This is a genomic window from Nocardia sp. NPDC087230 (assembly GCF_044744725.1).
Lineage (GTDB): Bacteria > Actinomycetota > Actinomycetes > Mycobacteriales > Mycobacteriaceae > Nocardia > Nocardia canadensis.
The window spans coordinates 76,803-93,298 of record NZ_JBIUYV010000011.1 but is presented as its reverse complement, the minus strand read 5'-3'; the positions used below and the strand labels follow the sequence as shown (position 1 = coordinate 93,298).

Below are 16,496 nucleotides of genomic sequence, written 5' to 3'. Positions count from 1 at the left end.
CCCGACCGACCCCGCGACCCCGGGCAGCGCGGCGGGCGGTGACCGGTTCGGTGTCCTGGCTCGCATGGCGACGGCCGTCGCGGGTGGTCTGCTGCTGTTCGGCAGCTTTCCGCCCCGGCCGTGGTGGTTCCTCGCGCCGATCGCGCTGGCGCTGCTCACCGTCGCGGTCCGGGGACCGGGCACGCTGCGGGGTGGATTCGGCTACGGCTTCCTCGGCGGGTTCGCCTTCTTCGTCCCGCTGCTGCCGTGGACCGGCATCTACGTCGGGCCGGTGCCGTGGCTGGCCTTGTCGACCGCGTGCGCGGTGTTCATCGGCCTGTGGGGCGTGCTCGCCCGGTGGCTGAGCGGGCTGCCCGGCTGGCCGGTCTGGCTCGCGCTCGCGTGGACGGCCACCGAATGGGCGAGGTCGAGTTTCCCCTTCGGTGGATTCCCGTGGGGGCGTGTCGCTTTCGGGCAGGCCGACGGCTGGTACCTCCCCCTGGCCGCCTACGGCGGCGCGCCGCTGATCGGGTTCGCCGTCGCGCTGACCGGCACCGGCCTGGCCGCGCTGGCGCTGCGCGTGCTCGCCTGGGCGCGCACGCCGGCGCCGCGGGCGATCGGCCGGGGCACGCGGATCGGATTTGCCACCGCCGCCGTCACTGTGGCTATCATGCCCCTCGCCGGAGTGATCCTCCGGCCGACGCTGCCCGCCCCGGACGACGGCCACCGGACGATCACGGTCGCCGCGATCCAGGGCAGCGTGCCGCGGTTGGGCCTGGAGTTCAACGCCCAGCGGCGGGCCGTGCTGGACAACCACGTCCGGCGCACCGAGGAGCTCGCCGACGCCGTCGACCGCGGGCAGTCACCACGGCCGGACGTCGTGATCTGGCCGGAGAACTCCTCCGATATCGATCCACTGCGCAACGCCGACGCCGCCGCGGAGATCAGCGAGGCCTCCCAGCGGATCGGCGCGCCGATCCTGGTCGGCGCAGTCCTGGTGAACGGTGACCGTACGACCACCAACTCGGTCATGGTGTGGAACGGCGCGGCCGGGCCCGCCGATCGGCACGACAAGAAAATCATCCAGCCGTTCGGCGAATACCTGCCGATGCGCGGTTTCTTCCGATTGTTCTCGTCCTATGCCGACCAGGCCGGATATTTCGTGCCCGGCGATGGTGACGGAACGGTCACGGCGGCGGGGGTGCGGATCGGGGTTGCCACCTGTTATGAGGTGGCGTTCGATCGGGCATTCCGGGAATCGATGGCCGCGGGCGCCGAACTGCTGACCGTGCCGACCAACAACGCGACCTTCGGCCGCAGCGAGATGACCTACCAGCAGATGGCCATGTCGCGGGTGCGGGCGGTCGAGCACGGCCGCGCTCTGGTCATCGCAGCAACCACCGGGGTCAGTGCGATCATCACCGCGAACGGCGAGATCGCACAACAGTCCGAGCAAGTCGTGCCCGCCGCGCTGGTCGCCCAGCTACCATTGCGCGACACGACGACGATCGCGACGCGGATCGGCGCGGCGCCAGAAGTGACGTCCGTTATTCTGACCGCGATCGGCGTGGCGCTGGTGTTTTTCCGGCGTAGGCGAGCGAATCAGGCGCAGGTTTCGCGAAGCTCGCAGAATTCCGAATAAGCGGTTTGTTTCAACCCGGGGGAAGCGGCCGAAAGTAGCTGCTACAGGGGTGTATTCCACAGAGCTCGAAACAAATCCACATCGGTAGCCATCCGGCTGCCGGAGTACTCCGAATCTATGGGCGTGGATAGCCACGCCCAGGGCCGTCGTGTGCCCGGGCGCTGCTCGGGGAGTTGTGACACAAAGGCAGAACGGAGTGCTTGATGAGTTCATTGGCCACCGACCGCGTCAGCTCATGCCTCACCGACGACGATCCGGGCCAACCGTTCGCTCTCTCGCCCGGTCAGACGGCCCTGTGGTACGCGCAACGGATCCGGCCCGATATTCCCCTCACGATCGCTCATTACGTCGAACTGCACGGTGACCTGGACGTCGGCCGGTTGCTGTACGCGGTCGAACGCTACGGTGCTGAATCCCAGGTGGGACACGTGCGCCTACTCGAGATCGACGGCGTGCCACATCAGCGGGTCGACCTGGCGTGGCGGCCGGGCTGGGCCCGGATCGACCTGCGCGGCGAGCCCGACCCGCGCGCCGCGGCGCTGCGCTGGATGAACGACCACGCCAGCACCCCCATCGATGTGGAGCGCGAGCCGCTCACCATCAATGTCGTGTTGCGGATCGGTGACCAGGACTGGTTCTGGTACGAACGCGGACACCACATCGTTATCGACGGTTACGGTGCGATGAACGCGCTGACTCGCACGGCCGAGATCTACACCGCCATCGGCGAGCAGCGCGAACCGTCGGTCTCGCGCGCCGCCGCGCTGGTCGACCTCTACGCCGACGAGTCCCGCTACCGCGAGTCCAGCCGCTGCCGCGCCGATCGCGAGTACTGGACCGAACAGCTCGCCGGTGTGGGCGAGCCGATGACGCTGTCGTCGGTGACCGTCACCGGCGACACCCACGATCCGGGTCGGCATCGCGCCACCGCGGTCCTCGATCCCGATCTCGACACCCTGCTCACCGAGGCGATCGCCACGCACGGCTCGGCCAACTCCGCGCTCATCGTCGCGGCGCTGGCCGCCTACGTGCGGTCGGTGACCGGTGACTCCGATGTCGTTCTGAGCCTTCCGGTCTCGGCCCGCACCACCGTCGCGTTGCGCCGTTCGGCGGGTGTGGTGTCGAACGTGGTGCCGCTGCGGGTGCGCTTCGACGAGCACACCACCGTGGCCGACGTCGTGCGCCAGACCGAGCTGCAGATCACCGGCGCGCTGCGGCACCAGCGCTACCGTTCCGACGACATTCGCCGCGACTGCGGCTACTCGCGCGACGCGCGTGGCTTCTTCGGCCCGATGGTCAACATCATGCTGTTCCACGACGAGCTGAAGTTCGGCGACATCGCCGGCCAGCTGCACGTGCTCGCGACCGGCCCCGTCGAAGACCTCTCGATCAACATCTACAACGGCGACGGCGGCCGCATCCAGCTCGACTTCGAAGCCAATCCCAAACTCTACGGTGAGGCCGAGGTCGCCGCCCACCACGGGCGCTACCTGGATTTCCTCGCCCGCTTCCTGGCTGCCGAGCCCACCACCCCCACCCGCGCGCTGACCGCGATCACCACCGCGGAGCAGGCGCGGGTCCTGCGTGAGTGGAACGCCACCGAGATGCCGGTGCCGACCGCCACGCTGGTGTCGCTGTTCACCGACCAGGCGCGGCGCAGCCCGCATGCCGTCGCGCTCGAATTCGGTGACCGCGCAATCGGTTACGCCGAACTCGCCGATCGGGTGAACCAGCTGGCGCGCGAGCTCATCGCGCGGGGTGCCGGCCCGGAGACGACGGTCGGGCTGTGCCTGCACCGCAGTGTCGAGATGGTCATCGGCATGTACGCGGTCCTCGCCACCGGCGCCGCCTACCTGCCGCTGGACCCGGAACACCCCGCCGACCGCATCGAATCCGTGGTGGCGCAGGCGCGACCGGTGTGCGTGCTCACCGCGGCCCGCGACCTGGTGCGCCTGCCCGAGGGCGTGGCGCGGGTGGATCTGGACACCCTCGACGTCACCGGGCACGACGTCGCGCCGATCACCGACGCCGATCGGCGCGCGCCACTGCGCCCCGAGCACCTCGCCTACGTCATCTTCACCTCCGGCTCGACCGGCAAGCCCAAGGGCGTCGGCGTCACGCACGCGTCGATCGTCAACCGGCTGCGCTGGATGCAGGCCGAGTACCCGCTCGACCACACCGACGCCGTCCTGCAGAAGACACCCGCCACCTTCGACGTATCGGTGTGGGAGTTCTTCTGGCCGTTGCAGGTCGGCGCGCGCCTGGTCGTCGCCGCGCCCGACGGACATCGGGACCCGGCCTACCTCGCCCGCATCATCACCGAGAAATCCATCACCACGGCGCATTTCGTGCCGTCGATGCTGTCGCTGTTCGTCACCGACCCGCGGGTGGCAGGCGGGGCCGGGCTGCGCCGGGTGTTCTGCAGTGGGGAGGCGTTGCCGGGAGCCACCGTCGCCGACTTCCACACCGCGCTGCACGGCCCGACCGGTGGTCCGGAGCTGCACAACCTGTACGGGCCCACCGAGGCGGCCGTCGACGTCACCTATTGGCCGTGCCCGGCCGAGGCGACCACGGTGCCGATCGGCTCGCCGGTGTGGAACACCCAGACCTACGTGCTCGACCCGCAGCTGCGCCCGGTCCCGCCCGGGGTCGTCGGCGAGCTCTACCTGGCGGGCACGCAGCTGGCGCGCGGATACCTCGGCCGTCCCGATCTGACCGCCGACCGATTCGTCGCCAATCCGTTCACTCCCGGTGCGCGCATGTACCGCACCGGTGACCTGGCGCGCTGGCAGCTCGACCGGCCGATCCTGGAATACCTGGGGCGCACCGACTTCCAGGTCAAGATCCGCGGTCTGCGCATCGAACTCGGTGAGATCGAATCCGCGCTGCTCGCTCAGGACCACATCGCCCGCGCGGTCTGTGTGGCACGCGCGGGGCGCACCGGTGACGACGAACTCGTCGCCTACGTGGTGGCCACGCCGGGCAGCGCGTCCCCCGAGCCCGCCGTCCTGCTGTCGGGACTGCGACGCGGTCTGCCGTCCTACATGGTGCCCTCGGCGCTGGTCGTACTCGACGAACTGCCGTTGAGCGCCAACGGCAAGGTCGACCGCAAGGCGCTGCCCGAGCCGACTGTGGGCGTGCGGCTCACCACCGGTGCCGCCGCACCGCAGACCGAGCTGGAATGCGCGCTCGCCGAGATCTTCACCGAGGTGCTGGCCCTCGACGGCACCGCGATCGGCATCGAGGACAGCTTCTTCGATCTCGGCGGCAACTCGCTGGTCGCGGCCCGCGCGGTCGCGCGGATCAACACCACCCTCGACGCGAACCTGACCATCCGGGACCTGTTCGAGGCGTCGACCATCGCGGCGCTGGCCGGCTACATCAGCACCCACAAGCCCGAAACCTCCACGCCGAAGCTGGTTCCCGCGGTCCGGCCCGAACGGGTGCCGCTGTCGCTGGCCCAGCAGCGGCTGTGGATTCTCAACCGGTTCGCCGAACACGCCGCGGCCTACAACATGCCGCTCGCGTTGCGCCTGACCGGGCGCCTCGACCTCGACGCCCTGCGGGCCGGCCTGCGCGACGTGCTGGACCGGCACGAGAGCCTGCGGACCAGTTTCCCGGAGGGGCCGGACGGCGCCTACCAGCTGATCCATCCCGCGGCCGCGGTGGAACCGGACCTGGCACCGGTCGACGTCGTCGCTGCCGACCTCACCGACCTCGTCGCCGAGGCGACCGGCCGCGGCTTCGATCTGCGCACCGAGACCCCGTTGCGGGTCGCTCTGTTCCGGGTCGGCGCCGACGAGCACGTCCTGCTGGTGGTGCTGCACCACATCAGCGGCGACGGTTGGTCGATCGCGCCGCTGGCCAGGGACCTGATGTCGGCGGTGGCCGCCAGGGCGCAGGGCGCCGCGCCGCAGTGGACCCCGCTGCCGGTGCAGTACGCCGACTTCGCGCTGTGGCAGCGGGAACTGCTCGGGGACGAGACCGATCCCGAAGCGCCCCTGGGCAAGCAGCTCGGCCACTGGCGCGACGCGCTGGCGGGGCTGCCCGATCAGCTCGACCTGCCGCTGGACCGCCCGCGCCCGCTGCGGCGCGGCACCGGCGGCGACACGGTGGGATTCACCATCGACGCCGAAATGCGCCGGGCGGTCAGCGAACTCGCGCACAGCCACGGCGTGAGCATGTTCATGGTGCTGCACGCGGTCCTGGCGGCCCTGCTGGCCCGGATCTGCGCGGGCAACGACATCACCATCGGCACGCCCATCGCGGGCCGGTCCGATCCGGCCCTCGACGAGCTGGTCGGCATGTTCGTCAACACGCTGGTGCTGCGCACCGAGGTCGACCCGGCCGCCGGCTTCGACCGGATGCTCGACCAGGTCCGCGAGACCGACCTCGACGCCTTCGCCAACCCCGACGTGCCGTTCGAGCGCCTCGTCGACCTCGTCAACCCGGAACGCTCCACGGCCCGGCACCCGCTGTTCCAGGTGATGCTGTCCTACGACCGCACCCCGGAACTGCGGGTCGAATTGCCCGGTGTCAGTGCCGAACTCGTGCCGCTGGAGTCCGGCGTCGCCAAGTTCGACCTGCAGCTCGAGGTGCGCGACAACCACGACGACGGACCACTGGACGCCGAATTCGGCTTCGCCACCGACGTCTTCGATCGCGCGACGGTCGAGGCCATCGCCCGCCGGTTCACCACGCTGCTGGCCGCGGTGGTGGCCGACCCGACCCGGCCGATCGGCGATCTCGACCTGCTCGAGCGCCGCGAGATCGCGCGGCTGGTGCCCGTCGCGGGCGCACCGGCCGAGCCCGCCGGCACCCTGGCCCGGCTGCTCGGGGAGATCGCGCAGCGGCTGCCGGACGCCGTCGCCGTGCGCTACCTCGGCTTCGACACCACCTACCGCGAGCTCGACGAACGCTCGAACCGGTTGGCGCGCAGCCTGATCGCGCACGGCGCCGGTCCGGAAGCGGTGGTCGCGGTCGCGCTGCCCCGCAGTCTGGAGTCGATCGTCGCCATCTGGGCGGTGGCCAAGTCCGGCGCCGCGTACGTGCCCGTCGATCCGGCCTACCCGGCCGAGCGGATCGCACACATGATCGGCGACTCCGGCGCCGCGCTCGGGCTCACCCTGCCCGAACACCTCGCCGCGCTGCCCACCACCACGGGCAAGCACCGCAAGGCGCCGGAGTGGCTGGTGTTCGGCACCGCCGAATTCGAGGCGGACTGCGCGAGCCGTTCGGCCACCCCGCTCACCGACACCGACCGCAGTCACCCGATGCGTGCCGGTCAGCCCGCGTACCTGATCTACACCTCCGGGTCGACGGGCACGCCCAAGGCCGTGGTCGTCACCCATGCCGGCATCGCCTCGCTCGCCAGCGAGCAGACGCAGCTGTTCAAGGTGACCGACGCGGCGCGGACCATGCATTTCTCCTCGCCCAGCTTCGACGCCTCGGTGCTCGAGCTGCTGCTCGGCTTCGCGGCGGGGGCGACCGTCGTCGTCGCGCCCGCCGATCTGTACGGCGGCGTGGAACTGGCGAACTTCCTGCGCTCGGAGCGGATCACCCACGCGTTCATCACTCCGGCCGCGCTGGCCACGGTGCCCGCCGGCGACTTCCCGGACCTGGGCACGGTCATCGTCGGTGGTGAGGCCTGCTCGGACGAGCTGGTGCAGCGGTGGGCGACGAACTACCGGATGCACAACATGTACGGGCCGTCGGAGGCGACCGTCGCGGTCACCGCGAGCGCGGCCATGGTGGCGGGGGAGCCGGTGCCGTTGGGCGCGCCGGTGCGTGGCATGCGGCTGTTCGTGCTCGACGGCCGCCTGCGCCCGGTGCCGCCGGGGACCCCGGGTGAGCTCTACGTGTCCGGTCCCGGTGTCGCCCGCGGCTATCTCGGCAAGCTCGCGCTCACCGCGCAGCGATTCGTCGCCAACCCGCACGGGCGCGTCGGCGAACGCATGTACCGCACCGGCGATCTCGTCGTCTCCGACGCCGTGGGCCGATTGCGCTTCCTCGGTCGCGCCGACGACCAGATCAAGATCCGCGGCTTCCGGATCGAACTGCGCGAGATCGACCACGTCCTGCGCGAACACCCGGGCGTGCGCTCGGCGCTGACCGTCGTGCACGTCGACGAGCAGGGCCAGCAGCGGCTCGCGTCGTACGTGACCGCCGACCGCCCGGTCGACCCGGCCGCGGTGCTCGACACCGCGCGCGGCAGGCTGCCCGGCTACATGGTGCCGGCCGCGCTGGCCGTGCTGGACCGGATGCCGGTGACCCCGGCGGGCAAACTGGACCGAAAGGCGCTGCCCGCACCGGAATTCGCCGTCGCCGCCGGTTCACGCGCACCTCGCACGCACCTGGAGATGCGGGTCGCCGCGGTATTCACCGAGATTCTCGGCCGCCCGGTTCCCGGCGCCGAGGACAGCTTCTTCGAGATCGGCGGCAACTCGCTGCTGGCCACCCGGCTCGCGGCGGCCGTGCACGCGGATTTCAGTGTGGACCTGCCGGTCCGGCAGATCTTCGAGGCGCCGACCGTGGCTGGCATCGCCCAGCTGATCACGGAAGCGCCCCGGACGCAGCGGGTGGCGCTGGCGGTACACACCCCACGCCCGGGACGCATACCACTGTCGCTGCCGCAGCAGCGGCTGTGGTTCCTCAACAGATTGTCCCCCGAATCCAGCGCCTACAACATCGCATTCGTCTTGCGAATCGGCGGAGATCTGGACATCAGCGCTTTGCGGTCCGCACTCACCGATCTGGTGGAGCGCCACGAGGTGCTGCGCACGATCTTCCCGGAGGATCTGTCCGGCGCCCAGCAGATCGTGCTGCCGGTCGCCGCGGCGCTGCCCGCGCTCGAGGCCGTCGACGCCGATCCGGACCAGGCGCTCGATGCGCTGACCACGTTGGCCCGGCAGGGCTTCGACCTCACCGGCCAGACCCCGCTGCGGGCCCGGCTGCTGCGGGTCGGGCCGGGGGAGCATCTGCTCGGCGTGGTCGTGCACCACATCGCCGCCGACGGCTGGTCGCTCGGTCCGCTCACCCGGGACCTGGCGCTGTCGTATGTGGCCAGAGCGGCGGGCACCGAACCGGTGCGCGCGCCACTGCCCGTGCAGTACGCCGACTTCAGCCTGTGGCAGCGCGCGGTTCTCGGCGCCGAGGACGACCCGGACAGCATCGCCGCCACCCAGCTCGCGCACTGGCGCGCGGCCCTGGCCGAACTGCCCGACGAACTGCCGCTGCCGTTCGACCGGCCGCGTCCGGCCGAACCGACCGGAGTGGCGGGCAGCGTGCGGTGTGAGATCTCGGCACCGTTGCAGCGCGCCATGCAGGAGCTGGCCGCGGAGACGGGTGTCAGCTTGTTCATGGTGGTCCGCTCGGCGCTGGCGGTGCTGTTGCGCAGCGTCACCGGTGGTCGCGACATCCCGATCGGCACGCCGGTGGCCGGCCGCACCGACATCCAGCTCGACGATCTGGTCGGCATGTTCGTCAACACGCTGGTCCTGCGGTCCGACGTGGACCCGGGCCGCAGCTTCGTCGACCTGCTGCACGCCGACCGCGACGACGAACTCGCCGCGATCGCCAACTCCGACCTGCCGTTCGAGCGCGTCGTCGACGCGCTCGGCCGCGACAGCAGGGCGAGCAACCGGCACCCGCTGTTCCAGGTCGCGCTGAGCATGCAGGACGACCGCACGCCGGAACTGGAACTGCCGGGTCTGCGGCTGGCGGCCGAGGAACTCGACATCGCCCGCGCCAAGTTCGATCTGGAGCTGCGGGTGGCGCCCGGCGACGGCGAGACCCGCACGTTCGACTTCGTGTACGCCGCCGAGATGTTCGACGCCGCCACGGTCGAGACCATGGCCATCCGGTTCGTCGAGATCCTCACCCAGGTGACGGCCGATCCGCGACAGCTGGTCTGCGAGATCGACGCCCTCACGGTGCCCGAGCGCCGGTCGCTGGTGCCCGCGCAGGGACCGGCCGCGGTGACCCCGATCGTGCTGGCCGACATCGTCGAACGCGCGGCCACCACCTTCGCCCATCGCCCGGCCCTGCGCTGGTTCGCCGGCGGCAGCGTCGCCGGTGCGGTGGGGGAGCTGAACTACGACGAGGTCGGCTTCCGGGCGCATCGGCTCGGGCGTGCGCTGATCGCTCGCGGCATCGGCACCGGCGACCGCGTCGCGGTCGGCCTGACCCGCGGATTGGACTGCGCGCTGGCCATTTTCGGCGTCGCGGCCAGCGGCGCGGCCTTCGTGCCGGTCGACCCGCGCTACCCCGCCGACCGGGTGCGGCACATGCTCACCGACTCCGGTGCGCGCGCGGTGATCACCACGACGGCCGATGCCGAGTCGCTGCGCGAGGCGGCCGGTCCACTCGACACCCAGTGGCTGCTGGTGGACGACGAGGCACTGCACGCCGAACTGGCGGGCTACGACAGCGTGCCGATCACCGACGCGGAGCGCATCCGGCCGGTGCGCCCCGCCGACCTGGCCTACCAGATCTACACCTCGGGCTCCACGGGTCTGCCGAAGGGCGTGACCGTCACCCACAGCGGTCTGGTGAGCCTGGCGGTGGACCTGCAGGAGCGGATGGGCCTGGACCGCTTCGCCCGCACGTTCTTCTTCTCCACCCCGAGCTTCGACGTCTCCGTGCTCGACATGCTGCTGGCGGTCTGGTCCGGGGCCGAGATGGTGATCGGCCCGATCGACATCTACGGTGGCGACGAGCTCGGCGCGCTGCTCGAGCGTGAGGACATCACCCACACCTTCCTGACCCCGGCGGTGCTCGCCTCGATCGACGCCACCCGCTGGCCGCTGCCGCGGCTGCGCGGACTCATGGCCGGCGGCGAGGCCGTGCCGCCGGACCTGGTGGAGAACTGGGCGCCGGGCCGCCGGTTCGTGAACGCCTACGGCCCCACCGAGTTCACCGTCATCGCGGCGATGTCGCAGCTGCGCGTCGGTGTCCCGGTGACCATCGGCACGCCGGTGCGTGGTGCGCAGGTCCTCGTGCTGGACGAGCGGCTGCGGCCGGTCGCCACGGGCGTGCCCGGCGAGCTCTACCTCGGCGGCGCGGGCATCGCGCAGGGGTACCACCAGCGGTCCGGCCTGACCGCCGGGCGCTTCGTCGCGGATCCGGCCGGGCCCGCGGGCGCCCGGATGTATCGCACCGGTGACGTCGTGCGCTGGACCGCCGACGGCGAACTGGACTACCTGGGCCGCAGCGACCACCAGGTCAAGGTGCGTGGCTTCCGGATCGAGCTCGGCGAGATCAGCGCCGTGCTCGGCAGCCATCCCGAGGTGCGCTTCGCGCACACCGAGGTCAGGCGGATCGCCGGCGACGACCGCATCGTGTCCTGGGTGCAGCTGGCCGAGGGCACCGACCCGACCGAACTGGCTCGGGTCCGAAACCACGCGGCGGCCCGGCTGGCCGGGCACATGGTGCCCGCGTCGCTGACCCTGCTCGACCGCGTACCGCTGACCCCGGTCGGCAAGCTGGACCGGGGCGCGCTGCCGGAACCGGAGTTCACCGCCACCGCGGGCCGCGCGCCGCAGACCGCGTCCGAGCGGCTCGTCGCGCGGGTGTTCGAGGAACTGGTCGGCGGTAACGAGGTCTCCGCCACCGACAGCTTCTTCGACATCGGCGGCAACTCGCTGCTGGCCACCCAGCTGGTGGCGCGGCTGGCCGCCGCCAGCAATGTGCGGCTGGAGGTGCGGACCGTGTTCGCCGCGCCGACCGTCGAAGAGCTGGCCGCGCTCATCGAGTCCGGGCCGTCCGGCGACGAAGGCCGCCCCGACCTGGTGAAGCAGGAACGCCCGGAGCGGATTCCGCTGTCCGCGGCCCAGCGCAGGCTCTGGTTCCTGAACCGGTTCAACGCGGGCGCCGAGGGCGAGAGCCAGTCGGCGGGCGCCTACAACATCCCGGTCGTGCTGCGCTTGCACGGCCCGATCGACCTCGATGCGCTCATTGCGTCTTTGCACACGGTGCAACGTCGGCACGAGACCCTGCGCACGGTGTTCCCGGAGAGCGCGGGCGAGCCCGAACAGCTCGTACTCGATCCGGAGATCGCGGCCGTCACGCTGTTCCACGCGACGGCGACCCCCGACGAGGTCGGCGCGGCGGTGACCCGCTTCGTCACCCCGGGCTTCGACCTGTCGTCCTCGGTGCCGATGCGAGCCGCGTTGATCACCGTCGACCACACCGGCCTGCCGGTACCCGCCCAGGCCAAGCTGGCCGTCGCGGGGTCCAAGGAGCACGTGCTGGTGCTCGTCGTGCACCACATCGCGATGGACGGCTGGTCGCTGGAACCGCTGGCCGGGGAAGTGGCCGCCGCCTACCGCGGCATCCGCGAGGGCGAGCCGTTCGGCGAGCTGATCCCGGAGATCCAGTACACCGACTACACGCTGTGGCAGCAGGAACTCCTCGGCACCGAGGACGACCCCGACTCGTTGATCAGCAAGCAGCTCGCGCACTGGCGCGAGGCGCTCGACGGCCTGCCCGAACTGATCACGGTCCCGGCCGACCGGCCGCGCCCGCCGGTGCCCTCCTACCGGGGCGGCACGGTCGACTGCGAGGTCGACGCGGCCACCCACCGGGCGCTGCGCGGCATCGCCACGGCCAACAACGTCAGCATGTTCATGGTGTTGCACGCGGCCCTGGCCGTGCTGCTGCACCGGGTCACCGGTGACGACGACATCGCCGTGGGTACCGCGACGGCGGGCCGTGGCCACCCGGCCCTGGACTCGATGATCGGCATGTTCGTCAACACCCTGGTGCTGCGCACCGAGGTCACCGACGAGCGCGCCTTCATCGACCTGCTGCGTTCGGTGCGCGACCGCGACCTCGACGCGTTCGCCAACGCCGACATGCCGTTCGAGCGGCTCGTCGAGGTGCTCAATCCGGCGCGCTCCCAGGCACATCACCCGCTGTTCCAGGTGATGTTGTCGGTGCGCAACGCCCCGGTGCGGATGCTCGAGCTGCCCGGGCTGCGGATCGAGGCGGTCGAGGCCGACGCCGGCATCGCCAAGTTCGACCTGCAGTTCACCTTCACCGAGACCGAGACCGCCGCGCGCGTCGCCGACGGTGTCACGCTGGCGGTGAACTACGCGGCGGACCTGTTCGACGAGGTCACCGCGCGCAGGCTGGGCGACCGGCTGGTGCGGCTGCTCACCGCGGTCGCGGCCGATCCGAACACGGCCGTGGGCGACCTCGCGCTGCTCGACGCCGTCGAGTGGACCGCGCTCGCGCCGGTGCACGGCACCCGCGCGGATACCCCGGTCAGCTTCGCCGAGGTGTTCGGTGCCGCCGTCGCCCGGTCCAGGGACGCGGTGGCGCTGTGTGCCGGCGACACGGTCGTCACCTACGACGCGCTCGACCGCTGGACCAACCGGCTCGCCCGGGTCCTCATCGCTCAGGGCATCGGCCCGGAAAGCCTGGTGGCCCTGGGAATTCCGCGCTCGGTGGAGTCGGTGGCGACGATGCTCGCCGTCGCCAAGGCCGGTGCGGCGTTCGTCCCGGTCGACCCCAACTACCCGGCCCAGCGGATCAGCCACATGCTCACCGATTCCGGTGCGGCCGTGGGCCTGACCCTGCTGGCGCACCGCGACCGGCTGCCCGGCGACTGCCGTTGGCTGGTGCTCGACGATCCGCACACCCGCGCGAAGGTGCTCGGCACCGACGATTCGCCGGTCACCGACGCCGACCGGATCCGGCCGCTGCGGGTGGCCAACCCGGCGTACGTGGTCTACACCTCCGGTTCCACCGGCACGCCGAAGGGCGTGGTGGTGACCCACGGCGGCATCTCGAACTTCGCCGCCGAGTGCGCGGATCGCTACGACGTGCGGCCCGGCAGCCGGGTCCTGCACTTCGCCACGCCGAGTTTCGACGGGTCGATGCTCGACATCCTGTTCGCGCTCGGCGGGGCGGCGACCCTGGTGATCGCACCACCCGGCATCGTCGGTGGCGAGGATCTGCGGCAGCTGTTCATCCGGGAGCGGATCACCCACGCGTTCATCACCACCGCCGCGCTCGGTACCGTCGACCCGGCGGGCGTGCACTCGCTGGCACACGTGCTCGTCGGTGGCGAGGCGCTGCCACCGGACCTGCTGGCCCGGTGGGCGCCGGGACGCAATTTCTACAACGTGTACGGCCCGACGGAGACGACGATCGTCACGCTGATGCCGCAGCCGATGAGCCCGCAGGGGCCGATCACCATCGGCGGCCCGATCCGCGGCGTCAGCGCCACCGTGCTGGACCGGCGGCTGCATCCGACCCCGATCGGCGTCACCGGCGAGCTGCAGCTGGCCGGTTCGGCGCTGGCTCGCGGCTACCACAACCGGCCGGGCCTGACCGCCCAGCGCTTCGTCGCCAATCCCTACGGCGCACCGGGCGAACGGATGTACCGCACGGGCGACCTGGTGCGCTGGCGCGACGGCGCGAAGTCGGCGCTCGACGTCGAGTACGTGGGCCGCACCGACCACCAGGTGAAGGTGCGTGGTTTCCGCATCGAACTCGGCGAGATCGACGTCGCGTTCGGCAGGCACGCCGATGTCGAGTTCGCGCTCACCATCGGGCACACCACCCAGGCGGGCGTCACCGCGCTGGTCTCGTACGTGAAGGCCAGGGCGGGCACCGCGCCGACGGTGCGGGAACTGCTCGACCACGTCGGCGGGCACGTGCCGAACTACATGGTTCCGCAGTCGGTCATGCTGCTCGACGAGGTGCCGCTCAGCCCCGTCGGCAAGCTGGACCGGGCCCGGCTGCCCGAGCCGGTGTTCCTCGCCGCCGAGGGCTACCGCGCGCCGGTGACCCCGGCCGAGGTGGCGCTGTGCACGGTGTTCGCCGAGGTGCTCGGGGTGGAGCGGGTCGGCGCCGACGACGGGTTCTTCGAACTCGGCGGCAACTCGCTGCTGGCTACCAAGGTCGTCGCCGCGCTGCGTGAGCAGGGCTACGACATGCCGGTGCAGCTGATGTTCGGCGACGCCACGCCGGCCGGCATCGCTGCCCGGCTCGACGGTGCCGACGCGGGCGCGGCGATGGCGGCGGCGACGGGGCCGGTGCTCGCCCTCCGTCCGTCCACCGGTCCGCACGACACCCCGCTGTTCTGCGTACACCCCGCGATCGGCCTGGCCTGGTGCTATGCCGGACTGCTCGCCCACCTCGCGCCCGAGCGTCCGGTGTACGGCCTGCAGGCGCCGCACGTGTCCGGCGACGACCGGTTCACCTCGATCCCCGAGGCGGCCGGACACTATGTGGCACACATCAAGTCGATCCAGCCGCACGGTCCCTACCACCTGCTCGGCTGGTCGCTCGGTGGCCTGATCGCGCAGGAAGTGGCGGTGCAGCTACAGGACGCGGGGGAGGACGTCGCGCTGCTGGCCATGATGGACAGCTACCAGCTCGGCGACCGCTGGCTCGACACCGCGATGCCGAGCGTGGCCGACATCCTCGGCGAGTTCGGCGCCGACATCCTCGGCGGGGCGCAGCTGCCCGCCGACATCGACCTGCACGAAGCGGCGGATCTGCTGCGGGCACAGCCGGGCCCGTTCGCCGCGCTCTCGGTCGAGAATCTCGAACGGCTCTACACCGGGTACGCCGACGGCACGGTGATGGCGAACCGGTTCCGGCCGCGCACCTTCGACGGCGACCTGGTGTTCTTCACCGCCGCGGCGGACGAGATCAACGCCGCCGATCCGGCCAGGTGCGCCGAGGCCTGGCAGCCGTTCGTCACCGGCAACATCCACAACCACGACCTGCCCTGCAGGCATGCGGCGATGACCACGCCGGAATCGCTGGCGGCGATCGGCCCCGTGCTGCATCGCCACCTCGACGCCGTCCCGGAGATCACCGTGTGCGGCGGCGGCCAGAAGGAGATGCGTCCGTGAGTTTGGCGGTAGAAGTACGTGGCCTGGCCAAGAGTTACGGCAAGGTGCGCGTGCTGAAGGAGATCGATCTGGAGATCCCGGCGGGCACGGTTCTCGGCCTGCTGGGTCCCAACGGCGCGGGCAAGACGACCACCGTGCGGGTCGTCACCACGCTGTTGCGGCCCGACGCGGGCTCGATCCGGGTCGCCGGTGTCGACGTGCTGGCCGACCCGGCCACCGCGCGCACCAGGATCGGCCTGTCCGGTCAGTACGCGGCCGTCGATGCGAACCTGACCGGCTACGAGAACCTACGGATGGTGGCGCGGCTGTACGGCATGTCCCGCAAGCAGGCGACCGCGCGGGCCGAGCAACTGCTCAACGCGCTCGGCCTCGAGTACGCGGCGGGCAGGCGCGCCGGCACCTACTCCGGCGGCATGGCGCGCCGGCTCGACCTGGCGGGCGCGCTGGTGGCCCGGCCGCCGGTGGTGGTGCTCGACGAGCCGACCACCGGGCTGGACCCGCGCGGGCGCCTGGACATGTGGAAGGTGATCGGTGACCTCGTCGACGACGGCACCACCGTGCTGCTCACCACCCAGTACCTCGAGGAAGCCGACCTGCTCGCCGACCGGATCACGGTCATCGACAAGGGCACGGTCATCGCGCGCGGCTCCGCCGACGAGCTGAAGACCTCCATCGGCGGCGACCGGCTCACCGTCACCCTGGCCGCGGGGCAGAACCCGAGTCCCGCGGTGCAGGTGCTGCAGCAGGTCGGGATCGGTGAACCGATCCACGAACCCGGCAGCGACGAGGTGTCGGTGGTGGTGGGCAACGGCTCGCGCACCATGGTCGAAGCACTGCGCCGCCTCGACGACGCGGGCGTGTGTGTTCTCGACGCCGTCGTCGTCCGGCCCACCCTCGACGACGTGTTCCTTTCCCTCACCGGCACCCCGGCCGAGCCGGCCGCCGAACCCGAAACCGACGACGTGCAAGAGGAGATCCTGTCGTGAGCGAGCCTCGGCGAGCGA

General features: G+C 71.3%; 3 protein-coding genes. All 3 read left to right on the top strand.

The genetic code is table 11. The annotated features are described in order from the left end of the window. Nucleotides 1-64: 64 nt before the first annotated feature. On the top strand, nt 65-1,621 hold the full coding sequence (gene lnt, locus ACIO52_RS28105) for an apolipoprotein N-acyltransferase (RefSeq protein WP_316575398.1): 1,557 nt from the start codon (nt 65-67) through the stop codon (nt 1,619-1,621). A gap of 203 nt (nt 1,622-1,824) precedes the next feature. Then, on the top strand, nt 1,825-15,492 hold the full coding sequence (locus ACIO52_RS28100; protein WP_402648052.1) for an amino acid adenylation domain-containing protein: 13,668 nt from the start codon (nt 1,825-1,827) through the stop codon (nt 15,490-15,492). Beyond that, complete coding sequence (locus ACIO52_RS28095; protein WP_402648050.1) at nt 15,489-16,478, top strand: ATP-binding cassette domain-containing protein; 990 nt, start codon at nt 15,489-15,491, stop codon at nt 16,476-16,478. The genes ACIO52_RS28100 and ACIO52_RS28095 overlap by 4 nt, the downstream gene beginning before the upstream one ends. The last annotated feature ends 18 nt before the right edge of the window (nt 16,479-16,496 follow it).